24 protein-coding genes are annotated in these 26,952 nt (G+C 46.3%); all 24 read left to right on the top strand.

What is annotated here, in order from left to right; translation table 11 throughout:
* Positions 1–29: 29 nt before the first annotated feature.
* The 24 genes from pnp to recA all read left to right on the top strand — a co-directional run bounded on the left by pnp (position 30) and on the right by recA (position 26,934).
* Entirely contained in the window at positions 30–2,132 is a 2,103-nt protein-coding gene (gene pnp, locus HF638_RS00660) for a polyribonucleotide nucleotidyltransferase (RefSeq protein ID WP_169478456.1), read from the top strand.
* A gap of 175 nt (positions 2,133–2,307) precedes the next feature.
* Entirely contained in the window at positions 2,308–3,303 is a 996-nt protein-coding gene (locus HF638_RS00655; protein ID WP_169478455.1) for a polysaccharide deacetylase family protein, read from the top strand.
* Between the two features lie 99 nt (positions 3,304–3,402).
* A complete protein-coding gene (locus tag HF638_RS00650) occupies positions 3,403–4,686 on the top strand; it encodes a M16 family metallopeptidase (protein ID WP_062833834.1) in 1,284 nt (427 codons plus the stop codon).
* Positions 4,646–5,092 (top strand): dUTP diphosphatase, encoded by a 447-nt coding sequence (gene dut / locus HF638_RS00645; RefSeq protein ID WP_017689132.1) that lies wholly within the window; start codon positions 4,646–4,648, stop codon positions 5,090–5,092. The genes HF638_RS00650 and dut overlap by 41 nt, the downstream gene beginning before the upstream one ends.
* 157 nt (positions 5,093–5,249) lie before the next feature.
* Positions 5,250–6,149, top strand: a complete 900-nt coding sequence (gene dpsA, locus HF638_RS00640) for a dipicolinate synthase subunit DpsA (RefSeq protein ID WP_062833835.1) — start codon at positions 5,250–5,252, stop codon at positions 6,147–6,149.
* Positions 6,146–6,742 carry a dipicolinate synthase subunit B gene (locus HF638_RS00635; protein WP_062833836.1) on the top strand — a complete coding sequence of 199 codons (597 nt, stop codon included), beginning with the start codon at positions 6,146–6,148 and terminating at the stop codon, positions 6,740–6,742. The genes dpsA and HF638_RS00635 overlap by 4 nt, the downstream gene beginning before the upstream one ends.
* 382 nt (positions 6,743–7,124) lie before the next feature.
* Complete coding sequence (gene dapG, locus HF638_RS00630; protein ID WP_062833837.1) at positions 7,125–8,342, top strand: aspartate kinase; 1,218 nt, start codon at positions 7,125–7,127, stop codon at positions 8,340–8,342.
* 47 nt (positions 8,343–8,389) lie between these two features.
* Positions 8,390–9,268 carry a 4-hydroxy-tetrahydrodipicolinate synthase gene (gene dapA / locus HF638_RS00625; protein ID WP_169478454.1) on the top strand — a complete coding sequence of 293 codons (879 nt, stop codon included), beginning with the start codon at positions 8,390–8,392 and terminating at the stop codon, positions 9,266–9,268.
* A gap of 477 nt (positions 9,269–9,745) precedes the next feature.
* A complete protein-coding gene (locus HF638_RS00620; RefSeq protein WP_062833839.1) occupies positions 9,746–11,425 on the top strand; it encodes a ribonuclease J in 1,680 nt (559 codons plus the stop codon).
* A gap of 213 nt (positions 11,426–11,638) precedes the next feature.
* Entirely contained in the window at positions 11,639–12,412 is a 774-nt protein-coding gene (locus HF638_RS00615; protein WP_248277990.1) for a ClpP family protease, read from the top strand.
* Entirely contained in the window at positions 12,409–12,639 is a 231-nt protein-coding gene (locus HF638_RS00610) for a YlzJ-like family protein (RefSeq protein WP_036609282.1), read from the top strand. The genes HF638_RS00615 and HF638_RS00610 overlap by 4 nt, the downstream gene beginning before the upstream one ends.
* Positions 12,640–12,729: 90 nt before the next feature.
* Positions 12,730–15,468 (top strand): FtsK/SpoIIIE family DNA translocase, encoded by a 2,739-nt coding sequence (locus HF638_RS00605; protein ID WP_169478453.1) that lies wholly within the window; start codon positions 12,730–12,732, stop codon positions 15,466–15,468.
* 198 nt (positions 15,469–15,666) lie between these two features.
* The gene (sleB, locus tag HF638_RS00600; RefSeq protein WP_169478452.1) at positions 15,667–16,497 is read left to right on the top strand and encodes a spore cortex-lytic enzyme; all 831 of its coding nucleotides are present in this window, start codon (positions 15,667–15,669) and stop codon (positions 16,495–16,497) included.
* Positions 16,498–16,625: 128 nt separating this feature from the next.
* Positions 16,626–17,906, top strand: coding sequence for an EF-P 5-aminopentanol modification-associated protein YfmF (yfmF, locus tag HF638_RS00595; protein WP_169478451.1), 1,281 nt, complete (start codon positions 16,626–16,628; stop codon positions 17,904–17,906).
* Positions 17,907–17,909: 3 nt separating this feature from the next.
* The gene (gene yfmH / locus HF638_RS00590; RefSeq protein WP_169478450.1) at positions 17,910–19,190 is read left to right on the top strand and encodes an EF-P 5-aminopentanol modification-associated protein YfmH; all 1,281 of its coding nucleotides are present in this window, start codon (positions 17,910–17,912) and stop codon (positions 19,188–19,190) included.
* 1 nt (position 19,191) lies between these two features.
* On the top strand, positions 19,192–19,962 hold the full coding sequence (gene ymfI, locus HF638_RS00585; protein ID WP_026081137.1) for an elongation factor P 5-aminopentanone reductase: 771 nt from the start codon (positions 19,192–19,194) through the stop codon (positions 19,960–19,962).
* Positions 19,963–20,124: 162 nt separating this feature from the next.
* Positions 20,125–20,388: a DUF3243 domain-containing protein gene (locus tag HF638_RS00580; RefSeq protein ID WP_062833846.1), complete on the top strand. Its 264-nt coding sequence runs from the start codon at positions 20,125–20,127 to the stop codon at positions 20,386–20,388.
* Between the two features lie 197 nt (positions 20,389–20,585).
* The gene (locus HF638_RS00575) at positions 20,586–21,353 is read left to right on the top strand and encodes a DUF3388 domain-containing protein (protein ID WP_036609270.1); all 768 of its coding nucleotides are present in this window, start codon (positions 20,586–20,588) and stop codon (positions 21,351–21,353) included.
* A gap of 66 nt (positions 21,354–21,419) precedes the next feature.
* Positions 21,420–22,466 (top strand): helix-turn-helix domain-containing protein, encoded by a 1,047-nt coding sequence (locus HF638_RS00570; RefSeq protein ID WP_169478449.1) that lies wholly within the window; start codon positions 21,420–21,422, stop codon positions 22,464–22,466.
* A gap of 73 nt (positions 22,467–22,539) precedes the next feature.
* The gene (locus HF638_RS00565) at positions 22,540–22,704 is read left to right on the top strand and encodes a hypothetical protein (protein WP_164848671.1); all 165 of its coding nucleotides are present in this window, start codon (positions 22,540–22,542) and stop codon (positions 22,702–22,704) included.
* A 154-nt stretch (positions 22,705–22,858) separates the two neighbouring features.
* On the top strand, positions 22,859–23,350 hold the full coding sequence (locus HF638_RS00560; RefSeq protein WP_017689115.1) for a YajQ family cyclic di-GMP-binding protein: 492 nt from the start codon (positions 22,859–22,861) through the stop codon (positions 23,348–23,350).
* 321 nt (positions 23,351–23,671) lie between these two features.
* Entirely contained in the window at positions 23,672–24,259 is a 588-nt protein-coding gene (pgsA, locus tag HF638_RS00555; protein WP_062833849.1) for a CDP-diacylglycerol--glycerol-3-phosphate 3-phosphatidyltransferase, read from the top strand.
* A 109-nt stretch (positions 24,260–24,368) separates the two neighbouring features.
* Positions 24,369–25,625, top strand: a complete 1,257-nt coding sequence (locus HF638_RS00550; RefSeq protein ID WP_062833850.1) for a competence/damage-inducible protein A — start codon at positions 24,369–24,371, stop codon at positions 25,623–25,625.
* A 244-nt stretch (positions 25,626–25,869) separates the two neighbouring features.
* Entirely contained in the window at positions 25,870–26,934 is a 1,065-nt protein-coding gene (gene recA / locus HF638_RS00545) for a recombinase RecA (protein WP_036609261.1), read from the top strand.
* Positions 26,935–26,952: the final 18 nt, after the last annotated feature.

The following is a 26,952-nucleotide window of genomic DNA, read 5'->3' as shown; positions in this document are numbered from 1 at the left end:
AATTAGGAACGAATAAAAGGAGGGGTTTCATGGAACAGCGTGTTGAAATGCAGCTTGGTGGAAGAAAGCTTACGCTTGAAACCGGGCGTTTGGCCAAACAGGCTAATGCTGCCGTTAAGGTAACATACGGGGATACCGTTGTATTGTGTACCGTGACAGCATCAAGTGAGCCGAAAGATTTGGACTTTTTCCCATTAACGGTGAACTATGAAGAAAGATTGTACGCCGTAGGTAAAATCCCGGGTGGATTTATTAAACGTGAAGGCAGACCAAGTGAGAAAGCCATTCTTTCAAGCCGTCTGACAGACCGTCCAATTCGTCCATTGTTCCCGGAAGGCTTCCGGAATGATGTACAAGTTCTGAATATCGTTATGAGTGTGGACCAAGACTGTGAACCACAAATTGCTGCAATGATCGGTACATCAGCTGCACTGAGCATTTCGGATGTTCCATTCAGCGGACCGATTGGTGGCGTGAAAGTTGGACGTATTAATGGTGAGTTCATCATTAATCCAACGATTGCACAGCTTGAAGTTAGTGATATTGAGCTGGTAGTTGCAGGAACCAAGGATGCCATCATGATGGTAGAGGCTGAAGCAAACGAATTACCGGAAGAAGTAATGCTTGAAGCAATCATGTTTGGACATGATGAGATCCAAAATATTATTGCTGTAATCGAACAACTTGTACAAGTTGCTGGAAAAGAAAAAATGGCTGTTAAGTTGCGTACCGTTAATGCTGAAGTTAACAGCAGTGTGCGTGAATTCGCCAGCGCTCGTCTGGTCGAAGCGGTTAAAATCGCCGAGAAGCATGCTCGTCAAGATGCAATCGATGTAGTGAATGACGAAACCGTTGCTCACTTTGAAGAGAAATATATTGAAAGTCCGGAATTGTTCAAAGACGTGAAGGAAGTTCTGCACGATATCGTCAAAGAAGAAGTGCGCCGTTTGATCACGCATGATAAAGTTCGTCCGGATGGACGTGGACTTGCTGAAATTCGCCCAATTGAATGTGATACATCTCTGCTGCCACGTGCACATGGTACAGGACTGTTTACGCGCGGTCAAACGCAAGCACTTAGCGTTTGTACACTCGGTGCACTGGGTGATGTTCAGATTTTGGACGGAATCAGTCTTGAAGAAACGAAACGATTCATGCATCACTATAACTTCCCACCATTCAGCGTAGGTGAAGCTCGTCCATTGCGTGCTCCAGGCCGTCGTGAAATCGGACATGGTGCTTTGGGTGAACGTGCTCTTTCCAAAGTAATCCCTTCCGAAACGGATTTCCCATACACGATTCGTTTGGTATCTGAAGTTCTGGAATCCAACGGCTCATCATCTCAGGCTAGTATCTGTGCCAGCACTTTAGCTATGATGGATGCAGGTGTTCCAATCAAAGCTCCGGTTGCAGGTGTGGCTATGGGTCTGATCAAAGATGGTGATCATGTATCCATTCTGAGTGATATTCAGGGTATGGAAGATCACCTGGGTGACATGGACTTCAAGGTAGCAGGAACACCAGAAGGTGTAACCGCAATTCAAATGGACATCAAAATTGCTGGTATTAATCGTCAAATTTTGTCTGATGCATTGGCGCAAGCCAAAGAAGGTCGTATGCACATTTTGGGCAAAATGAACGAGATTTTGAAAACTCCACGTGAGCAGTTATCACAATATGCGCCTAAAATTACAACGATGCATATCAATCCGGACAAAATCCGTGATGTGATCGGTGCAGGTGGTAAAATTATCAATAAAATCATCGAAGAAACCGGTGTTAAAATTGATATTGAACAGGATGGACGTGTCTTTATCGCTTCTTCCAACCAGGAAATGAATGATAAAGCTAAATCGATCATCGAAGGTATTGTGCGTGAAGTACTAGTCGGCGAGATTTATGTCGGTAAAGTAAAACGTGTTGAGAAATTCGGTGCTTTCGTTGAAGTGCTTCCGAACAAAGAAGGTCTGGTACACATCTCACAACTGTCAACTGAACGTGTTGCCAAAGTGGAAGATGTTGTAGCTATCGGTGATTCCATTACGGTAAAAGTAACGGAAATTGACCCACAAGGTCGAATCAACTTGTCCCGTAAAGCAGTTTTGACTGCTGAAGCTCCGGCTCAATCCTAGGATACCGAAGCGACAGGTTATAAATGGATAGATTGAATGAAGAGACAGAATGTGAATTTCTGGCTCTTTTTTTAACGTTTAAATACGTAAAGCAAGGATGAAATCATGGCTTTCTATTCATATTTTCGCCCTTGTCCTCATATGATGGGGACAAAGACGGCGGGAGGATGGAGCTGTGGGAAACCAATCCAAAAAACTGGCGGCTGTTCTGGCGGGTGTGACTGCGGTCATATTGATCGGACAAGTTGGCAGTGTACGTACATACATTACGGAGATCCGTGATGGGCCAGGTACGCAGAATGCTTTTGACATGTTCAAGGAAGCAACTGGAGAAGATGCGCTGTTATCAGCGATTCGGGATAAAGCGGCTGAAACGAAAATTGCTCCAGTGAATGCCAGGGTGGATCGGGTATGGAAAGCCATTCCTGGATATAATGGCATGGAGATTGATGTGGAAGCGACATACCGTAAGGCACTGAGTGGAACATTGAATACCAAGATAGCATACGTCTATCGTCAGATTCAGCCGGAGATTCAGCTTAAGGATCTGGGGGCACATCCGATCTATCGTGGGAATGCGAGCAAACCGATGGTTTCTTTTATGATTAATGTTGCCTGGGGGAATGAATTTATTATACCGATGCTGGATACGCTCGATGCCGAGAAAGTGAAGGCCACTTTTTTTCTGGATGGAAGCTGGTTAAGCAAAAACCTTGAACTGGCCAAAGAAATTCAGAAGCGTGGGCATGAGTTGTCCAATCATGCGTATTCTCACCCTAACATGAGTCGATTGAGCGCAGAGAGGGCCAAGCTGGAAATTAGCAAAACCCAGGATCTGCTCCATAAAACACTCGGTGTGGATAATCGTTGGTTTGCCCCGCCTTCCGGTGATTTTAATCAAAAGACCGTAGACATTGCTTCATCCATGGGGCTGCAAACCGTGTTATGGACAGTGGATACGGTGGATTGGCGTAAACCAAGCTCAGATGCCGTTGTCGCTAAAATTGCGAAAAATACTGAGGCCGGTACATTAGTTTTAATGCACCCTACCGCTGCTTCTTCCGGTGCTTTAAAGGGTATGATTCATTCTATACGGGCCAAAGGTTTGGTGCTCGGAACCGTAAGTGAGACGTTGTCTTCGGAACGTGTAATTGCATCTGCGGTTGAGTGAACGTTGTTTTTTTGTTAATATCAAAAAGTTGGAACCAAATGTCGATTTCAATTTCAAGGTTGAGATCAAGGCAATTATAGAGATGTAGGAGGGCCAACCATGAAAAAAATTCAGCTGGGCAATGGCCTCAGAGTTGTCATGGAACAGATACCGACCTGCCGTTCTGTGTCTTTCGGAATATGGGTCAAGACAGGTTCGCGCAATGAGCAACCTGCGAGTAACGGAGTATCACATTTTATTGAGCACATGTTGTTCAAAGGAACGGATCGTTATGATGCGAAGGCAATTGCGGAGCAGTTTGATGCGATCGGTGGTAACGTGAATGCGTTCACTTCCAAAGAATACACATGTTATTATGCTAAAGTGTTGGATGAACATTTGCCGATTGCGGTGGATGTATTGTCCGATATGTTTTTCCGCTCCAAAATGGATGATGGTGAATTGATCAAGGAGAAAAACGTCATTCTGGAAGAAATCTCGATGTATGAAGATACGCCAGATGATATGGTTCATGATCTGATGGCCTTGGCCGCATATGGTGAGCATCCACTCGCATACCCTATTCTGGGTACGGAAGAACGCCTCAAAGCGATGGATTCAAGCCATCTGCGTGCATATATGAAGGAGCATTACACAATTGAGAACACGGTCATTAGTATCGCAGGTAATATTGATGACAGTGTAATCGATCTGATGGAGAAGCATTTTGGTGCTTTTGATGTAAATGGAGTAACGGAAGCAGTTACGATGCCGGCATTCCAAAGCGGACAGCTCTTCCATAAAAAGAAAACGGAACAGAATCATATCTGTATCTCGTTCCCAGGCTGTAAAATCGGAGATCCGCTTCAATTCGCTATGGTTGTTCTGAATAACGCCATTGGTGGAGGCATGAGCTCCAGACTGTTCCAGGAAATTCGTGAGAAACGGGGTCTTGCGTACTCCGTGTATTCCTATCATAGCTCTCATGCGGACAGTGGACTTTTCACGATATACGCGGGTACAGCACCGAAACAGACAAAAGAAGTGCTTGACCTGACCAAAGAGGTTCTGCGCGACCTGGCTGTAAATGGCTTGTCCGAAGATGAACTTCGTAAAGGAAAAGAACAGCTGAAGGGTAGCCTGATTCTTAGCTTGGAAAGCACAGGCAGTCGTATGAATCGTCTGGGTAAAAACGAGCTGATGCTTGGAAGACATCATACGCTGGATGAGATGATCACCAAGATTGAGCAAGTGACGATGGACGATATTAACGCGGTACTTGATCTGATGTTTGCCGAGCCGTTTGCACTTGCTATGGTTGGCGCTTCAGATAAGACGATTGCTGGATTGAGAAGGGATGATTTTGTTGCATTACGTTCAAATACAGAAACTGCCGGGCAATGAAGATATTAAGTTGCCACAAAAAATGTCGGAGCTGGCATCCGGCTTTGATGTAGTAGCTGCACTTCAGGAAGACGTTGTCCTGCAACCGGGTCAGCGTACGCTGATTCCAACTGGACTTGCGATGGCAATGCCAGCTGGATTGGAAGCTCAGATCCGTCCTCGGAGCGGACTGGCTTTCAAACATGGAATTACCTGTCTCAACACGCCGGGTACTATCGATGCGGATTATCGCGGAGAAGTTAAAGTGCTGTTGATTAATCTCGGTCAAGAACCGTTCACGATTGTACGGGGAGAGCGCATCGCACAGATCGTCTTTCAAACCGTGCCTGCGGTTGAATTGACGGAAGTGAATGAACTTTCGGAAACGGTACGTGGCGAAGGCGGATTCGGTCATACCGGGAAATAATCAGCGTAAATATATCCATTCTTTAGAGTCGTCCCTAACGGGGGCGGCTCTTTTTTGCATTCGAGAAACGGACAGTGTAGTGAAATTATTGTTTTCACCCCGCTGTGGGCCCCTGCATACGATAAGGCATACATGTGGTGAAAGGAGTGACGTCCCGATGCTGACCGGAGTCCGGATTGTAGTCCTGGGCGGAGATGCGCGGCAGCTTGAAGTCATTCAAAAGTGCGCTGAGCTGGATGCAACGGTAAGTGTAGTGGGTTTCGATAAAATGGAGCGTTCCATTCCGGGTATCGAACACCAGGAACTGGAGGACGAAGTGTTTGCTTCGGCAGATGTACTGGTACTGCCTGTCGTCGGTTGCGATGATCAGGGAAAAGTAAGCACTTCGTTCAGTGACACGCCGATCTATTTGAAAAAGGAACATGTTGCAGCATTGCCGGAGCATTGCATTGTGTTCACAGGTATGGCGAAGCCGTTTCTGCGTGAACTTTGTCTAGATAACGGGCTGAGACTTGTTGAAGTACTTGATCGTGATGATATTGCACTTTACAACTCTATTCCAACAGCTGAGGGAGCCATCGCCATAGCTATTCGGGAGACGGACTTCACAATCCATGGTTCGGAATGCATCGTGCTTGGCATCGGTCGAACAGGGTTCACAATGGCCAAAACACTGCAGGGACTTGGGGCAAATGTACGGGTAGGGATCAGGCGGGAAGAGGATGTTGCTCGCGCGACTATAATGGGCTGGAAGCCTTTCATGACAACGGATTTGGCCGCTCAAACCGGGGAAGTTGACTTGCTTTTTAATACGATACCGACTATGATAATCACAGCACAAATCCTGTCCAGAATGCCGCAAAAGGCTGTCATTATCGACCTCGCATCCGCTCCTGGCGGCTGTGATTTCAGGTATGCCGACAAACGCGGTATCAAAGCGCTACTTGCGCCTGGCCTCCCCGGCATTGTTGCTCCAAAAACGGCTGGCGGCATTATTGCCGACGCGTTGATCCGTTTGCTTTTGGAAGAACAGAACGCACGGGAGGTTAAATCATGAACTGGCAGGGAAAAACGGTAGGTTATGCAATTACGGGTTCTCATTGTACGTTTGAAGAGGTTATGCCGGTAATTAGCCGCTTCGTGGCTGAAGGCGCCAACGTCATTCCGATTATTTCCAATTCGGTGCTGACGACGGATACACGCTTCGGTACGGCGCAAAATTGGCAAAAACAGTTGAAAGATATAACAGGTAATGATATCATTTCTACAATTGTTGAAGCGGAGCCATTAGGGCCTTCCAAGCTGCTTGATGTGCTGGTTATTGCTCCATGCACAGGGAATACCACAAGCAAGCTGGCTAATGCGATGACCGACAGTCCAGTGCTGATGGCAGCCAAAGCGCAGATGCGCAATCAGCGTCCGCTCGTGCTCGCCATTTCCACGAATGACGGTCTGGGCTTAAATGCTGCGAATATCGCCAAATTGCTCGTGGCCAAATATTTGTATTTTGTGCCATTTGGGCAGGACGATCCAGTGAAAAAACCAAACTCGTTAGTCGCCAAAATGGAATTGATTCCAGAGGCTTGCTGGAGTGCGCTTGAGGGCAAACAGCTTCAGCCGATGATTGTGGAGCGTTCTTCACAGGCTTGATGGAACAATGACAGGGTGACAACGTTTATGCGCTTGGAGAAATGAATAAGGGGTTTGAGAGACAAAGAAAATCATGGGGGACGATATGCTGGCTTGAACAGCTGCTTGTGTCCACGTTCCTGTCTATAAGGGCATTCCTGCTTGCCGACAGTAAAGGTTAAGCAAGCGGGAGAGGTCTATTGTGAATGTATGCGTCATGATCTCGATAACAACCGCGACCTTTGATTTGCGATTGTCCAAGACAATTTCAAAAAAAACAAGGAGCGGCATGGAATGCCGTATAAATTGCTGAAATTATCGCATCAGAACGCTCCCTAGAGTGATCCATTTGTTGATTTGACCCGTGTCCAGTCTTCTTGCGTACACAAATGGAGGAATAAAGATGCGTATCATGGTACAGAAATTCGGAGGCACGTCTCTCTCCACTGTTCAGGCGAGAGAGCATGTGCTCCGTCACGTTAAACGTGAACTTGAGGCAGGATTGAGTCTGGTCATCGTGGTGTCTGCGATGGGGCGCCGCGGCGAGCCATATGCGACTGATACGTTGCTGGACTGGGCTGCACAGAACGGAAACGCACTATCCGCACGCGAAAAGGATTTACTGCTGTGCTGTGGTGAAATCATATCTGCGACGACTTTGAGCAGTTTGCTCGAACATGAAGGCATTCCAACTACAGTGCTGACCGGTGCACAAGCAGGTTTTGTGACGGACGACAATTTCGGGAATGCCCGGATATTGGATGTCCGTCCTGTTCGTGTGTTGGAGCAGCTTCAGCTTGGCCGGGTCGTTATTGTAACCGGATTCCAAGGTCAGACGGAGAACGGAGACTTCACGACACTGGGTCGTGGGGGAAGTGATACGTCTGCAACAGCTCTCGGTGCAGCATTACGTGCCGAAATGGTGGATATCTACACAGATGTGAACGGGATTCTCACGGCCGATCCACGGATTGTTGAGGATGCGCGTCCACTGACTGTTGTGAGTTATGCAGAGATCTGTAACATGGCCCACCACGGGGCCAAGGTAATCCATCCACGTGCGGTCGAGATTGCGATGCAATCCCAGATACCTGTACGGGTAAGATCTACTTTTGCAGACACGGAAGGAACGCTGGTTACGCATCCGGAAGGATTTCAGGATGTGCAGACAGGCATTGTTGACCGTTATGTAACAGGTATCGCCTATGTGAGCAATGTAACGCAAATTACGGTGGATGTACCTGGTGGTGCAGATCGATTGCAACTAAAAGTATTCAAAACCATGGCCGAGAATTCAATCAGCGTTGATTTTATTAATGTTACCCCCTCGGGAGTTGTCTATACAGTTTTTGACAGTGATTCCGAGAAAGCCATACATGTATTACAGGAGATAGGTCTCAAGCCACAAAGCCTGTCCGGTTGTGCCAAAGTTTCCGTCATTGGCGGAGGCATTAATGGTGTACCTGGAATTATGGCTCGCATCGTCGAGTCCTTGACACTGGCAGACATTCAGATCCTGCAATCGGCAGATTCGAATACAACGATCTGGGTACTCGTAAAAAAAGAAGATATGGTTCAGGCCCTGAGGGCACTTCACGCCTCATTCGAACTTCATTTGTAAGCAACTGAAGTTCGAGGAGCCAAACCTGTTTTGAAGGAGGAATCGAATTGGACTTTGGAAGATTGATTACAGCAATGGTCACTCCGTTCAATGAACAAGGAGAGATTCATTGGGAGGAAACGGCACGTCTAATCGACTATTTGATTGTAGATCAAAAGTCGGAGACGCTCGTGGTTTCCGGAACAACAGGGGAGTCTCCAACACTTAGTGATACTGAGAAAGTTCAATTATTCGAATTTGCAGTGAAACATGCGGCCGGTCGGTGCAAAATTATAGCCGGTACGGGAAGCAACAACACGGCACATTCCATCCATTTGACACAGGAAGCTGAACGTGCCGGAGTGGATGGCATATTGCTGGTTGTTCCGTATTACAACAAACCGAGTCAAGAAGGTCTCTTCAAACATTTTGAAGCCATTGCGGGCTCAACCAAGCTGCCTGTTATGCTCTACAACGTGCCTGGGCGTACAGTAACCAGTCTGTCGGCCGCTACAACACTTCGTCTGGCCCAGATTCCTAACATCGTAGCCACGAAGGAATGTGCGTCTATGGAGCAGGTTACGCTGATTGCAGCAAGTGCTCCGGAGCACTTTAGAGTGTATTCCGGTGATGATGCTTCAGGCTTGCCAGCGATTGCAGTTGGTGCCCATGGGATCGTCAGCGTAGCGAGTCATGTCGTAGGGGCAGAAATGAAGAAAATGATCGATGCCTTCTATGGCGGTGCGCCTGTTCAAGCTGCTCAGATTCATCAGCAGCTGTTCCCGGTGTTTAAAGGTCTGTTTGAGTGTCCACAACCTCTACCAAACCCGGTAGCGGTGAAATATGCGCTGACATTGCGTGGTTTGAACGTTGGATCTGTACGCTTGCCCCTTATTCCGCCAACGGAAGAGGAGCAGGTCTATATCAAAGGTCTGCTTAATTTGTAATCATTTAGGTTGCATATGGAACTATTTTATTAATCATGAGAATTTCCATCAGATCAGCAAAAGAACCGCTCCTCTTATTTGAGGTTGCGGTTCTTTTTTTGACGAGTAATGTGAGGTTTCTTTTTCATTGCTAAGGGGAAACCTACAGGTTAACGAGAGAGTGACTTGTTTTTTTTGTTTTTAATCATGTATAATGATGTCAAGTGACTGGGTGCGGTATTTTTTTGAAATTGAAAGCGACATCGTTTCGTGGTGTAGCTTTGCGGTGAAAAAGGAAGGAACGGCTAAGAGGGAATTTCAAATCCAACTTGTTGGTAAAAGGGAATAACTTCGAAGAACTTCTTCCAGATATCGTGAATAAAGGTGTTCTTTTACATTCATCCCGATAGGTGGGTATGTAATGTATGGACTACTTTTCTTAACTTACAATAAATAATAAGGTACGACGTCCAACTACCATAGGAGGTTTAGATTCATTTGTCTAAGAAAAATAATAACGATAAACTGATGATTTTTGCATTGGGCGGCGTAGGCGAGATTGGTAAAAATATGTACGTCATCCAATACGCTAACGACATTGTAGTCGTAGATGCTGGTCTTAAATTCCCTGAAGAAGATATGCTTGGTATTGATATTGTCATCCCTGACATTTCTTACCTGACTGAGAACCGTGACAAAGTAAGAGGAATTATCCTTACTCACGGACATGAGGATCACATTGGTGGTCTGCCATATGTTCTCAAACATCTGAATGTTCCTGTATACGGAACAAGACTTACGCTTGGACTTGTAGAAAACAAGCTGAAAGAAGCGAACTTGCTGGGTGAAACAAAACGTATTCTGATTGATGCGGATTCCGAGATTCAACTTGGAACTGCATTGAAAGCATCGTTCTTCGCTACTAACCATAGTATTCCGGATTCCGTTGGTGTATGTGTCGAAACACCGGAAGGTGCAGTTGTTCACACAGGTGACTTCAAATTTGACCACACTCCAGTCAATGGTCAATATGCAGATCTTCAGCGTATGGCACAGATCGGAACGAATGGCGTACTTGCGCTGTTGTCCGACAGTACGAATGCTGAGAAACCTGGATTCACACCATCGGAGAAAAATGTGGGTATCGTTCTGGAAGATATCTTCCGTAAAGCAAGTCAACGCGTTGTTGTAGCTACATTTGCTTCCAACGTACACCGTATCCAACAGGTAATCAACGCAGCGGAAGTAACTGGACGTAAAGTTGCAGTTATCGGACGCAGCATGGTCAATGTTGTCGGTATTGCTTCGGAACTGGGTTACCTTGAGATTCCAGACGGCATGATCATTGAACCCGAAGAAGTAGGCAAGATGGCTGCTGATCGTGTCGTGATTCTCTGCACAGGAAGCCAAGGCGAACCAATGTCAGCACTGACACGTATGGCTCGTTCCACGCACCGTAAAGTGGACATCCTGCCAGGAGACACTGTCATTATCGCAGCAACACCGGTTCCGGGTAATGAGAAATATGTAGGCCGTACGATTGATGAACTGTTCCGTCTGGGCGCTAACGTGCATTACAGCGGTGCTAACAGTGGCGTTCACGTATCTGGTCACGGTAGCCAGGAAGAGCTCAAACTGATGCTCAACCTGATGAAGCCGAAATTCTTCTTGCCGATTCACGGTGAATTCCGTATGCAGCGTCGCCACGCGGTTCTTGCTGAATCTGTAGGTGTAGAACCTGAGAACATTTTCATCACGGATATCGGTGAAGTGATTGAAATTCAAGGTGGAGCAGCGCGTAGAGCAGGAAAAGTTACTGCAGGTAATGTGTTGATCGACGGCTTGGGTGTAGGCGATGTGGGTAACATTGTACTTCGTGACCGTAAATTGCTGTCACAAGATGGTATCCTCGTTGTCGTGGTAACACTGAGCAAACAGGATGGAAAAATTGTTTCCGGTCCTGACATCATCTCTCGCGGATTTGTGTATGTACGCGAATCGGAAGGACTACTGGATGAGGCCAACCGGATCGTTAGCAGCACATTGCAGAAGTTGATGAGTGAGAACGTTAACGAGTGGGCTTCACTCAAAACGAATGTTAAAGATGCACTGGGACGCTTCCTGTATGAGCAAACTCGTCGTAGACCGATGATTTTGCCAATCATTATGGAAGTTTAAAATAGGCTAAACAAAAACATATATTCAGGCACACAGTCGCCCCTTCTCTACGAGTAATATTGGACGGTTCCTCGTAGAGAAGGGGCTTTTTTTGCGTTTTTCAGGGAGATCGCCACAATGTGAAGCAATTTGATGTAATGGGTATAAGGCGCTTGGAAAAATCCCCATACTAAGGAAATACATTAAATGTTTCTGGAGAAGGGGATTAATGAAATGAATGAACGTATGAATGGCAAGCAGGCATCAAGATCTAATCAGCCGGAGGTTGAAGCACCGGAGATCCCGATACAAGAGGACAAGGATATCTCTCCCGTGACGGAGACTATTCAGCAATTTGGGCAGACACAGTCGCCAGCAGGCGAATCGAACATCTTCTGTATGACGATCATCGGACAGGTGGAAGGGCATTTAATTTTGCCACCACAAAATAAAACAACAAAGTATGAGCATATCATTCCACAGCTAGTGGCTGCAGAACAGAATCAGCGTATTGAAGGTATTCTGATCATTTTGAACACGGTAGGTGGAGATGTAGAAGCGGGTCTGGCCATTGCAGAGATGATTGCTTCCCTGAGCAAACCTACGGTGACTGTGGTCATTGGTGGAGGGCATAGCATTGGAGTACCGATTGCGGTAGCTTCAACGTATTCCTTGATTGCCGGAAGTGCAACGATGACGATCCATCCCATCCGTATGAACGGCCTTGTCATTGGTGTACCTCAGACGTTTGAGTATATGGAGAAAATGCAGGAACGGGTTGTTCGATTCGTGACTTCTCATTCGAATATCTCTGAAGAGATGTTCAAAGAATTGATGTTTAAGACAGGCGAGTTGAATCGGGATATTGGTACAGCTGTAGGAAGTGCAGATGCAGTGAAACATGGATTGATGGATGCAGTGGGTGGAATTGGACAGGCTATTGCTCAGTTAAATCAGCTCATAGGAGACAAGAGACAAACCCTGCAGGCGGGAGGTTATACACAATGACACTATACACCGTGATGCCTCCTGAACAACTCTGGTCGGGAATGTGGAAAGAGGGCGAAGATACGAGGGAGATCAAGATGAATGGTTTGTTAATGCAAGTGAGGCCTGTGAATGACAATGAAGCCGTTATTGTGCGTTTACTGGATTGTCCGCTTGAAGCCTATCTCAATCCTGCCAATATGCCGGGTTCGACCATTCCGCTTTCAGGTAACTTGGGATCAGCATAACGCGACGAATTCAGACAAATTGAGCAGAAAAAGAACATATGTACGGACTATATTTGTATGGTATAATATTCTTCTGGGGGTGACCTGATTTTGGCCAGAAGAAAAAAGAGGAAAAAAAAGGGCGCTGGTTTTAGTGGCGTTTTAAAATATGAAATTTACGGAATTGTGCTGATTACCCTTGCTGTTATTGCATTATCGGGTGAAGCCACCGTTGGACGTTCGCTTTCCAAGATGTTCGGACTGATGCTTGGTAAGTTTTATTTTGCGATTCCACTTGTTGGTATTTATTATGGTCTCATGGTGATGATTCACCGGAAATGGCCGAGTGGCTGGACCACGCGCAAGACAGGACTTGTTTTGCTGGTCTTTGCTTTAACCCTGATGAGTACCGTCTCTGCAATGCACCAGAAGCTCATTCCGGTGGGTGCGCTTGAGCCTGGTGCTGTGATTACACAGGTACATAATGATATGCAAACCGAGTTGCTAACCCCTGCTGCGCCAGGTGAGAGGGACTCCATGCTTAACAAGGATATCAGCGGTGGTTATCTCGGGGCTGGGCAATTTGCCCTGTTCCTGTGGCTGTTCGGTAGCCTTGGGGCAAGACTAATTATGATCGTAATGTTTGTCATCAGCTTTATGCTGATTACGAATCTTTCTTATGTGGATCTGATTCGAATATTTCGAACGAAGGTCTGGGATGCCGGGAGTTCAATGTACAAAAAATTGGAGTCGAGGTCCTCTGCACGTTCTGCTTCAGCTCCTGATGCCAGGAAGAAAGGGAATACCCGTAAAGTGGTACCTGTCCCTGTTGAAGATGATGAAGACGAGTATGAGGATGAATTAGAGGAACAGCATCTGCCTAAACGAAAAGCACCAATATTCTTCCAATTGTTTGGAAAATGGGGAGCTGACCGGGAACAGGCGAAATCAGGACGTGAAATCGATCAGGCGGATTCGGCAGAAACAGAACAGATTGTATACCGCGCCGAACAAGATCACCGTCCAGATGCTTGGCAGGATGCAACCGAAGACGTAGCGAATAAATCCGCTTCATCACATGTTCCCGTTCAGGCTAAACCTAACTCAGCGCCGATCATTCGAGACTTTTTCGAGCACGTCAGAACAGAAGAGGCAAGCATTGAAGATGATCTGGACGATGCGTATCCTTTCCCGGATAATCTGGCCGATCCAAACGTAGTACAACAGGGCGAGCATGCCATTAAAATAACGGATGAACTGGTAGAGACGGAGTGGTCTGCATCCGATGCGTGTACAAACGGGATGAATGCTGTGGATGAGATTCAGAGTGGAGAAGAAGTACCTAATGATGTAATGCAGGGAACAGATACTTTAACTCCTGAAGGGCAGGACACACAACCGGTGAAACCACCACCACCACCTCCTAAGCCGTACAAGCTGCCATCATTCCGTCTCCTTGCCAAGCCAAACAATGGGGGCAAGGCGGGTGACCAGAAGGATTATATGCAGACAGCACGCAAGCTGGAAGCTACACTGGAGAGTTTCGGTGTTCGTGCCAAAGTGCTTGAAGTGGTCCGGGGCCCTGCCGTTACAAGGTATGAAATTCAGCCTGATATTGGTGTCAAAGTCAGCAGGATTGTCAGTCTAACGGATGATATCGCGTTGGCTCTGGCGGCAAAAGATATCCGGATGGAAGCGCCGATTCCCGGGAAGTCCGCTATAGGTATCGAGGTACCTAATGGCGAGGTGTCGGTTGTAACGATGCGTGAAGTAATGGAGACAGCAACGTTCCAGGATGCAGAATCCAAAGTGACCATTGCATTTGGCCGAGATATCTCCGGACAGACGATCATTGGTAACTTGGCTCGTATGCCCCATTTGCTGGTCGCAGGTGCTACAGGTTCCGGTAAGTCGGTATGTATCAACGGAATTATTACCAGCATATTGTACAAAGCGAAGCCGGATGAAGTGAAGTTCTTGATGGTCGATCCCAAGATGGTTGAGTTGAACGTATATAACGGAATTCCTCATCTGATGGCACCGGTAGTAACAGATCCCAAACGAGCATCACTTGCGCTCAAAAAGATCGTGGTTGAGATGGAGAAAAGATATGAACTATTCTCCAAATCCGGTACGCGGAACGTTGAAGGCTACAACAATCTGATGAAAGATAATCCTGCGGCTGTTCTACCGTATATCGTTGTTATTGTGGACGAGCTTGCAGATCTCATGATGGTTGCAGCCGGAGATGTGGAAGATGCGATTGCGCGGCTTGCCCAGATGGCTCGTGCAGCCGGCATCCACTTGATTATTGCCACACAACGTCCTTCCGTTGACGTTATTACCGGGGTAATCAAGGCTAACATTCCTTCCCGGATTGCCTTCGGCGTATCCTCCCAAGTCGATTCCCGAACGATTCTGGATATGGGTGGGGCTGAGAAACTGTTGGGCCGTGGAGACATGTTGTTCATGCCAATGGGCGCATCAAAACCGGTTCGTGTACAAGGTGCATTTATGAGCGATGAAGAAGTCGAGAATATTGTAAACTACGTACGTGGTCAAGGTGAAGCGCAGTATGATGAGTCCCTTGTACCTGAGGTGGACGACTCTATCCAGGCTGAAGATGAAGTACAGGATGAGTTATACGAAAAGGCAGTACAGATTATTCTGGAGGCCAAGCAAGCGTCTGTTTCTCTGCTACAACGTCGAATGCGAGTAGGATACACCCGTGCCGCACGTTTGATTGACTCCATGGAAACCCGGGGCGTTATTGGTCCTTACGAGGGTAGCAAACCAAGGGAAGTACTGGTTTCACTTGAACAGTATCAGCAGAATAAAATAAGCTCGTAGTGTAACATGTAACATGGTTACAACGATTCGTTTAAGCCCTCAACCTTATTGGTTGAGGGCTTTTTGCTTACCCATCGGACTGAAGTTTTGCCATCTACTCCAAAGATCGGATGTTTTGGTGCATAGGAAGCAAGCAGGCTTGTCATAATAACCTTAGCGATTCTGTTAATCCCACAAGAGAAAGGTAGAGCACAGTCGATGCGAAAAATGAATCTATGGCTTTTCACTGCTATTTTGCTGATATCCGCATTGGGAATTCGTTATTTGCTTCCTGGGAATACAGCAACTGAAAGTTCAACCGAACATACACCACAGGTAGAAGAAAAGGCCTTGCCTACGTTTAGCAGCAGTACAGTGAAATATGGAAGTTACGGTCAGGATGTATATGAGCTTCAGGGGCGTCTGAAGTACCTGGGGTTTTACAATGGTAAAATCGACAGTAATTTTGGCAGCAGCACGCTGAAATCCGTTAAATGGTTTCAATCCGAGTTTGGCATGAAGGCAGACGGTGTGGTTGGATCGGAAACCAAGCTCAAGCTGTACAATGCTTCAACCAAATGGTCTCCAACAGAACCGCCACTTCATAAGGAATCCTCAGGTGGGGGTGGGGGCAGCAGCAACAACACAGCAGACAAAGAGCAGGATAATATGGGGTCTGCTAATGCACTTGGTCTCTCGGAGAATGAACTCAAAATTATGGCTAACGCAGTCTATGGTGAGGCCCGGGGGGAACCGTTTGAAGGTCAAGTTGCAGTAGCAGCAGTAATTCTGAATCGCGTAAATTCACCAAGTTTTCCAAGTACGCCCTCTGGCGTAATCTTTCAGCCAGGTGCATTTACGGCTGTAGCGGACGGACAGATATACCTGGAACCGAACGCACAAGCCAAAAAAGCAGTTGAACAAGCATTGAATGGCTGGGACCCGTCGGGCGGATGCCTCTATTATTTTAATCCGAAGACAGCAACATCCAAATGGATTTGGACCCGTCCACAGGTGAAAACAATCGGTCAGCATATTTTTTGTATGTGATGATGTTGGAAGCAACCAGAAGGCGTGACTTCGGTTGCTTCTTGCCTTTTGATTGGGTTAAAATGGTTGTTACGTTTAAGCTTGAACATAAGTACACGATAAATGACGCCGTAAAGGGGTTTTGACATTTGAATACATCAGGATTCGAACGAGGCAGCAAGAGAGAGTTTCGTATACATGTGCTTCCGACCAAACGTTTCAAAACGTTCGCTATATCGCTATATGCAGGAGTTCCTTTGCGGGAAGATACGGTAACCAAAGTAGCGCTGACACCATTTGTTCTGCGGCGCGGCACGGAGTCCTATCCGGAAACAACGCAATTTCGTGAACAACTGGAACATCTGTATGGAGCCGGTTTTGGTTTTGACGTGTATAAACGCGGGGATTACCAGATTGTACAGTTCCGTATGGATACCATTAATGATTCCTTCGTTGGAGGGGATGAGCAGCTGCTGGATCGTTCATTTGCCTTCCTTGGAGAGGTTCTTACCCGACCTGCACAGGAAAATGGACATTTCAGGACGTCTTATGTACAAGCAGAGCGAGAGACGGTTCGGAAAAAGCTGGAGTCGATCGTGAATGATAAAATGCGCTATGCCGCTGAACGCAGTATTGAGGAAATGTGCAAGAACGAGCCGTATCGTCTTCACCCACTGGGAGAGCGCAAGGATCTGCCTGGGATTGAGCCTGACACACTGACTGCATCTTATCAAGAGTGGTTACAGCAGGCGAGTATGGATCTGTATGTGGTGGGTGATACGACACTGGAGGAGGTTGAGAACCTCGTTCAGCGTCATTTCAATGTGGATCGAACATCTTCTTCTGATTACCAGACACAGGCAGCGGTTCGAGGAGACAAGGAAGTAGAGACTGTAGTTGAGCGACTGAATGTGGGTCAGGGAAAACTTAATATGGGACTTCGCACATCGATCACCTATGGAGATCCTCAGTATGCAGCAGCACTAATGTACAACGGGATTCTCGGCGGGTATCCGCATTCCAAGCTGTTTGTGAATGTGCGTGAAAAAGAAAGCCTGGCGTATTACGCGTCTTCGCGCTATGACGGACATAAGGGCATTGCGACGATTCAATCCGGGATTGAAATCCCCAACTATGAGAAGGCTGTCACCATCATCAAACAACAGCTGGAAGAAATGAAAAGTGGAACCATCAGTGATCTGGAAATGTCCCAAACCAAAGCGATGATTCGTAACCTGCTTAAGGAAATGCAGGATTCTGCCTTTGAAATGATCGCTTATGACTTCAATCGGCAGTTATCTGGCAAAGAGAGAACGGCTGAAGAACTGTTGGCTCAGGTAGAACACATTAGCAAGGAAGATGTTCGTGAGGCGGCAGAACAATTCCGTCTGGATACGATTTATTTCTTGCGGGACGAGAAGGAGGAATAATCGGTGGAGAGCATTCGGTATGAACATTTGCAGGAGACACTATATTACGAAGTGATGGATAACGGACTGCATGTCTATATTTTGCCTAAACCGGGATTCCAGAAAACGTATGCAACGTTTGCAACCAAGTATGGATCGGTGGATAATCATTTTCAGGTTGAAGGGCAGGAAGAAGTGAAGGTCCCGGATGGGATTGCGCATTTTCTGGAGCATAAAATGTTCGAAGAACCAACGGGCGATATTTTTGCGACGTTTGCGTCTCATGGTGCCTCAGCTAACGCCTTTACGAGCTTTGATCAGACGGTTTATTTGTTTTCGGCGACCGAATATGTGAATGAAAATATACAAACATTAGTCGACTTTGTGCAAAATCCTTACTTCACGGATCAAAATGTGGAAAAGGAAAAAGGCATTATTGGACAGGAAATTAACATGTATGCTGATAATCCGGATTGGCGTGTTTATTTTGGACTGATCGAAGCCATGTATCAGAAACATCCTGTGCATATTGATATCGCAGGAACGGTGGAATCCATCAGTACGATCACGAAGGAAACGCTGTATTCCTGCTATAACTCCTTTTATCACCCGAGCAATATGCTCTTGTTCGTGGTGGGTGGTGTAGACCCACAGCAAGTCATTGATATGGTTCGTTCGAACCAGGAACAGAAGGATTATAAGCCACAGGGGAGTATTCAACGCTTCTTTGAACAGGAGCCTGAGCACGTAGGAGAAGCTAGAAGGGAAGCGAAACTGGCGGTTTCCCTGCCCAAATGTTTATTTGGATTTAAAGAGACGGACGTTGGACTCACTGGAGAAAAACTGTTACGGCGAGATACGACAACGCAGTTGATGATGGATCTTCTGTTCGGCTCAAGCACGCGGCTATTTCAAAAGCTCTACGATGAAGACCTGATCTCGGACAGCTTTGGACATGAGTATAACAGTTCGCCGCAATACGCGTTTTCAGCCATTGGTGGTGATACGAAAGACCCGGATCAACTGCTCGCGCGCGTACGTGAAGAAGTGGATGCTATTGTGCAAAAAGGGTTTGATTCTACGGATTTCGAACGTTCACGTAAAAAGAAAATAGGCGGATATTTGCGTATGCTCAATTCTCCGGAGAACATTGCACATGAATTTACACGTCAGCAATTCCGTGGCGGTGATTTCTTCAATATGCTTCCGCTCTATGAATCGATTACACTGGAAGATGTGAATCTCAGACTGAGAGAGCATATTCGTTGGGATCAACTGGCTGTATCGCTAGTCGTGAGTCCTTGATATGGAGAGGGGAACAGGACAATTGAAGGCAATCGGGGAAATGACTGTACTGGTTACTGGAGCAAGCGGTGGCATCGGAGCGGCTATCGCAGAACGTTTCGCCAGAGTCGGGATGAATGTTGTAATACACTATATGAAATCGCATGAAGCAGCAAATGAAGCGGCCCGACGATGCATGGAACAGGGCAGTGGCAAGATCATGACCGTGTCTGCGGATCTTCGCAGCCGGGAACAGATTGAACGTATGCGTGAGAAGCTGGAGTCACACAATCTCATGCCAGATATCCTTGTAAACAACGCAGGAATCTCGCACTATGGAATGTTGTCTGATGTTACAGAGGAGATCTGGGACGAAGTGATGGCGATTAACCTGAAAGGTACGTTTATGTGTACACAGGAAATGATGCCTCACATGATCTCCCAAAGGTATGGCCGAATCATTAATGTGTCGTCGATCTGGGGCCTGTCTGGTGCCTCTTGTGAGGTGTTGTATTCCACAACAAAGGGCGGGGTAAATGCATTCACCAAGGCCCTTGCTAAAGAACTGGCACCTTCTGGAGTAACGGTGAATGCTGTGGCTCCTGGCGCAGTTCAGACATCCATGTTGAACCATCTGGATCAAAGTGAACTGAAGATGCTGGAAGAGGAAATCCCGGCGGGAAGACTTGCACAACCTGATGAAATCTCATCACTGGTTTATTTTCTGGCCCTCCCTGAATCGGGTTATATCAATGGCCAGATCATCAGTCCAAATGGTGGATGGTTAACGTAAAACAGCAAGAAAACTTGACTGGTTGTGGACGAAACAGGTGAAGATTGCTTAGAAGAAACCGTCTCTCAATTATTTTCAAAATGCTCGTATATAAAATGTCTCGAAAGCACATATTACAACTGTTGATTTTAAATCTCATGCGACAGCTAAGGAGGATTTATCATGTCAACAGAAAAAACAGTGCTCTCCAGTTTTGACACATGGAAGAAGTTCCTGGGTGACCGCGTACTGCAAGCGGAGAAGATGGGGATGAGTGAAGATACCATCAACAAACTTGCGTATGAAATCGGTGACTTCCTCGATGAGAAAGTCGATCCGGCGAACCATTCCAACCGGGCATTGAAAGAATTATGGGATGTCGGCGATGCAGATGAGCGTCGTACGATTGCGTGCCTGATGGTCAAATTGGCCAAACAAAACGCATAAGATTTCAGATGAAGAGCTCCCGCAAGGGGGCTTTTCTCTAATGATTACAAACGGATTACAGAGCTGTTCTTGTAATTCATTTTCATTTTATATATCATTAACGTGACCCATTTTTAGAAGATGTCTCAGATTGTTGTCCAGTGGACACGTTCTGTTGCTGTCGAATAATGTGGAATAATGCATTACGGGGTGTTGAAATGGAATCTAAACAATGGTACATGGAATATAAAATACATAAGAACAGACCCGGTTTGTTAGGCGATATTGCCTCTATGCTGGGGATGCTTGAAGTGAATATATTGACCATTAACGGTGTTGAAGGCAAAACTCGAGGCATGCTGCTTGAATCGGATGATGATGAAAAAATCCGTTTGCTTGGTGAAATGCTTGGCAAAGTAAACAGCATCACCGTATCGGCTTTGCGTCAACCTAAATTGGTGGATATTTTGGCCGTGCGTCATGGCAGATACATTGACCGTGACTCAGATGATCGCAAGACATTTCGTTTTACACGAGATGAACTTGGGTTACTTGTGGACTTTTTGGGTGAAGTATTTAAGAGGGAAGGTAATCAGGTCATCGGTTTGCGCGGAATGCCTCGTGTTGGCAAAACGGAGTCTATTATTGCGGGCAGCGTATGTGCAATGAAGAGATGGACGTTTGTTTCCTCCACACTTCTTCGTCAGACGATAAGGAGTCAAATGTCCGAAGACGAATTGAACCCGAACAATGTCTTCATCATTGACGGAATTGTAAGTACGATTCGTTCCAGTGAGCGGCATTACAACCTGTTGCAGGATATTATGTCCATGCCTAGCACCAAAGTTATTGAACATCCGGATATTTTTGTACAGGAATCCGAATATGATTTTAATGATTTTGATATTATTATTGAATTGCGTAACATTCCGAATGAAGAAATTATTTATGATACGTTTACGGCTAGCTACACCGACGAATTGTAAGGAACCGTACGGAATCATGGAATAGATTAGTAACAACTCAAGAGATAAACATAAGGAGGAGATGGCATGTCTGAACTGGGTCAGCAGTTAAGAGAGGCCCGGCTGCAAAAAGGGATGAGTCTTGACGATGTACAGGAAATGACAAAAATTCGCAAGAGGTATCTGGAGGCCATAGAAGCAGGAGACTACAAAGTGCTGCCGGGCAGCTTCTATGTGCGTGCATTCATTAAAACCTATGCGGAGACTGTGGGACTGAACCCTGATGAGCTGCTGGAGGGACATAAAAAAGACGTACCGGCAGAAGAGGCGGAAGCAACGATGGAACCGGTTATTCAGAAGCGTTCCAGCCGTCCGGTTGAACGTAGTAATCGATGGATGTCTGTCGCACTGATGTGGACCTTCCCGATTCTGATTGTCGTTTTATTGTATGCATACGTTGTGTTGAACAAGGATGATCCTGCAGATAATCCGGGGCTGGATTCGGTCAAAATTACTGACAGTCAGGAACAGCCTGAGGATAAACCGGATCAACCTGCCGACAACGGACAGGCGTCTAACCCTCCTGCGACGGATTCAGGCACTGAAGGTACTGGTGAAGGGGACGCTGGTGGTAACGGTGGCGGTACGGACACAGAAGGACAGACAGACGGTCAAACGGATGGACAGACAGATGGAACTGAGGAAGAACCAGAACCACCTGTCGATAATTCATCTTCTACTGTAACGGTTGCAGAAGATGGGAAATCAGGAAATATTACGAACTTTAAAGTTAACGGAAGTGCAGGCCAGCCCGTAACGGTTACGATTAAAGCAACAGGCCATAGCTGGCTGGAAGTTTACAAAGGTGAAAACTCTAGCGGAGAGAAACTGGAGTATGGTAATACTGCCGAAGGCGACAGCTTTACCTTTGAGCTGGATAGTGCAGGCATGTACATTAAGTCCGGTTACGCTGCTGCGACCACGATTGAGGTGGGTGGGCAAGTTGTAACGGATGGCAAAGCGACCAATCGGATCCGTCTGCAGCTTGGTGAAGACAGTGGCAGTACTGCTTCATCCACAGGCGTTGAAAATGGATCAACGGACAGTACAGAAGGTAACACTGGTAGCGAATAACCGGGTCAACCGCAGGAGACAATAACGTTGTCTTAACTTGCAGTTAACTTTTGGTGAAGTGAGGTGGATGGCTATGACAGTCAGCTGGATCGTAACCGGTTTAGGGATCATTGTCAGCCTCCTGGGTTATTACCTGACTCCAAGTGCTTGGGGTTACGGAATATTGGGTTTTGGACTTGCACATGTGATTCTGGGTGTGCTCGATATGTTCAGACAACCCAACCGCAGCCGCTACTAGTTGGAAGCTGGACCAGCAAGCATTTTTGGCAGCCACTTCATGTGGAGGTCAAAAATGCTTTTTTCTTTGTACAACATGTCTTGAAATTAGACTTTTGCTTAAGGTATCCTCTATAATGTTACAGAACATACGATTAACTGAAAGGGTGACTGGTTTGAGTTCAGAAAATTCATTTGATATCGTGTCCAAAATGGACTTGCAAGAACTGACAAATGCCGTTACACAAACCGAGAAGGAAATTGGCACTCGTTATGACTTCAAGGGCAGCAAGAGCAGTCTGAAACTGGATAAGGATGCGTTAACGATCGTATCTGATGATGAGACCAAACTCAAGGCTGTCATTGATGTGCTGCAATCCAAAATGGCGAAGCGTGGTCTACCATTGAAAAACATTGATTATGCCAAAGTAGAGCCAGCGTCTTCTGGTACAGTCCGTCAGCGTTTGAATTTCAAACAGGGCATTGATCAGGACATCGCCAAGAAAATCAATATCCTGATTCGGGACTCCAAGATGAAAGTGAAGAGTCAGATTCAGGGAGACCAGCTGCGGGTAACTGGTAAGAGTAAAAATGATTTGCAAGCAGTCATGCAGCTGCTAAACGGTGCTAACCTGCCTCTGGATTTGCAATATACAAATTTCAAGTAATATGGCCTTTTCGTAATGAAAGTGTTTTTTTGACACGTTATTGGGCGTATATTATACTAAGTGTGCATTGCTGGCAGTCATGCATCAAGTCCAGTCCTCATCGTTTGCTGACTTTGTGAAAAGCAGTACATCTTTTGGAAGTCACCGGAACGTTTAAAGCGGTTTTGCTTTTGAGCGGTTGACTTTATTTTTTGCGTTTCTACATAGTGGGATCATGTTCATTTGGATTGACATTGAAACTGTACATTTCATGTTCCGGATGATGATAACGGGATTATGATGAATGTTTGGAGTAATGGAGGATATGAGGGAGGGCGTCTTGTGAATTTACCCAACCGGATTACGCTTGCACGAATTTGCTTAATCCCTTTTTTGATGGTGTTCCTGCTCGTGGATTTTCCATTTTATCCAGAGCCGCTTCAGCTTGGAAGCTTTTCGCTTCCGTATAATCAACTGATTGCTGCTGTTATTTTTATCATCGCCGCAAGCACAGATGGAATTGATGGATATCTTGCGCGGAAAAATAACATGGTTACCAATCTGGGGAAACTGCTCGATCCACTCGCAGACAAGCTGTTAGTTACTGCAGTATTGATCTCGCTTGTGGAGATGGGCAAGCTGGATTCCTGGATTGCAGTTGTTATTATTAGTCGTGAGTTTGCAGTCACCGGCTTGCGTCAAATTGCATTGCTGGATGGTTCGGTTGTTGCCGCCAGTGCGTGGGGTAAGCTGAAAACGGTAGTGCAGATTGTGGCGATTGTGCTGTTGCTGTTGAACAATTTCCCGTTTTCATACACGGGTATTCACGTCGATATTATCGCGGTATGGGCAGCAGCGCTTATTACCATCTGGTCGGGTATCGATTACTTTATCAAAAACAAAAACCTGCTTCATTTAACAAAAGCATAATTATTTGTTGATAAAATGGGTAATCATGAAGGAAGCATTGGGTCAGGGGCAATAGGAATTTATCCTATTGCCCTTTGATCACTCACCATGTGTACAAGGAGGATGCTCAATGAAGGCAGAAATCATTGCAGTTGGCACAGAGCTACTGCTTGGACAAATCGTCAATACCAATGCCAGATACCTATCCCGTGAATTGGCTGCGATGGGGATCGATGTATATTTCCAAACGGTGGTTGGGGATAACCTGAATCGGCTCAGTGAAGCCATTCGCATTGCGCAGGGCCGCGCAGACGTTATTTTATTCTCCGGCGGCATTGGGCCTACCCAAGATGATCTGACCAAGGATGCGCTTGCAGCTGTTCTTAACCGGAAATTGCATATCGATCGAATGGCTATGGACAAAATCGAGAGCTTTTTCAGAGATCGTAATGTCGATATGACAGAGAATAACCGACGTCAGGCGATCGTTATTGATGGCGGGACACCTCTGGCCAATGAAACAGGTCTTGCGGCAGGAAATGCGATCTCTGACAATGATAAATATTATGTTGTGATGCCTGGACCACCTAAAGAGCTGATTCCAATGTTTGAACAGGAAGTCAAGCCTTGGCTGTTCCAGCATGTACTCACAGAAGAAATGCCGATCTATTCCCGAATGCTCAAATTCGCAGGTATTGGTGAATCTGCTCTGGAAGATCGACTTCTGGATCTGATTGACGCGCAGACAGACCCTACGATTGCTCCTTACGCGAGCGAAGGTGAAGTTACAGTACGTGTCTCCACCAAGGCCGCCAGTGAGGGAGAGGCGAAGCTGAAGCTGGATGCGATGGAGGTCCAGATTCGGGAGCGTTTGACAGAACATCTCTACGCGAACGAGGATGTGCCTATAGAGTACACAATTGTAACTATGATGTCTGACATGGGTCTGACGCTTAGCGCTGCTGAGAGCTGTACAGGAGGGCTTGTCATGCAAAGTCTGACTTCTGTACCCGGAAGTGCGTCGATGCTTAAAGGTGGCATTGTGTGTTACTCCAATGAAATTAAAGAAAAGCTGCTGAATGTGCCTCATGATTATCTGGAAGGTGAAGATGCACCTGGGGCAGTAAGTCCGGAGGTTGCAAAAGTGCTTGCCGAACAGATCCGCATGATTGGCGATGCTGACTTTGGCCTGGCCGTTACCGGTGTAGCTGGACCGGGATATTCAGAACGCAAGCCACCTGGACTTGTCTTTATTGCTCTTGCTGAACGTGGAAAAGAAACGGAAATTCATGAGCTGCGCATCAATGGTAATCGCGAGACGGTTCGCATTCGTTCAGCTAAAGCGATTCTCTATCGCTTATGGCAAAAACTTGTGGCAATGGATTGATTAGTTAACCACTTGGATTGCATTTATAGTTCCAAGCAAGTATAATTAAGGAAGACGGAAGAACCGTAGAATTAGGCTGTACAGCCTTGTTTACGGTTCTTTTTTCTGTTTAATGGAAAGTTTCTTAGAGGAAGAGGCGCCTCGCCCTTTATAAAAAAAAACGAATGTATGTTCGAAAAAAAGCTTGGCAAACGTGTTAAAACAAGGTATCATTATCTTATAAACAGTAAAGGGTGTGAGCTTATTGTCAGACCGTCGTGCCGCGCTTGATATGGCGCTCCGTCAAATAGAGAAGCAATTTGGTAAAGGATCCATCATGAAACTGGGTGAGTCCACTCATATGAACGTGGAAATTATTCCCAGTGGTTCCTTGGCTTTGGATATTGCATTAGGAACAGGCGGCTTGCCTAAAGGCCGTATTGTTGAAATATATGGACCTGAATCCTCTGGTAAAACAACCGTAGCATTGCATGCTATCGCTGAAGTACAAAGAGCGGGTGGACAAGCTGCATTTATCGATGCCGAGCATGCTCTTGACCCACAATACGCAAGCAAATTGGGTGTTAATATTGATGAATTGCTTCTGTCTCAGCCAGATACGGGTGAGCAAGGGCTGGAAATTGCAGAAGCTCTTGTACGCAGTGGTGCAGTAGATATCGTCGTTATTGACTCTGTAGCCGCATTGGTTCCAAAAGCAGAGATTGAAGGCGAAATGGGTGATTCACACGTTGGTTTGCAAGCGCGTTTGATGTCTCAGGCGCTGCGTAAACTGTCTGGTGCAATCAGCAAATCCAAAACAATCGCAATCTTCATTAACCAGCTTCGTGAGAAAGTCGGCGTTATGTTTGGTAACCCGGAAACAACACCTGGTGGTCGTGCTCTGAAGTTTTATTCCACAGTACGTCTGGATGTGCGTCGTATTGAGAGTATCAAATCAGGCAATGACATGATTGGTAACCGTACTCGTATTAAAGTTGTTAAAAACAAAGTGGCACCTCCGTTTAAACAAGCGGAAGTGGATATCATGTATGGCGAGGGTATCTCGAGAGAAGGCAGTATCATTGACATTGGGACAGAGCTGGACATCGTTAATAAAAGTGGTGCATGGTACTCCTACGAAGGCGAGCGTTTAGGACAAGGCCGTGAGAACGCGAAGCAGTTCATGAAAGAGCATAAAGATATTGCTGACATCATTGAACAAAAAATTCGTGTAGCCAGTAACTTGGTTACTGCAGTCCCTGCGCCAACTAGTGAAGAGCAACAAAAAGAAGCAGCAGAAGAACAAGAATTGTTTGAAATCAACGAGTAATCCTCCTGATTCCTCCCT

It is taken from the genome of Paenibacillus sp. SZ31 (assembly GCF_012912005.1).
Taxonomy (GTDB): domain Bacteria; phylum Bacillota; class Bacilli; order Paenibacillales; family Paenibacillaceae; genus Paenibacillus.
This window is presented reverse-complemented; position numbering and strand designations above follow the sequence as displayed.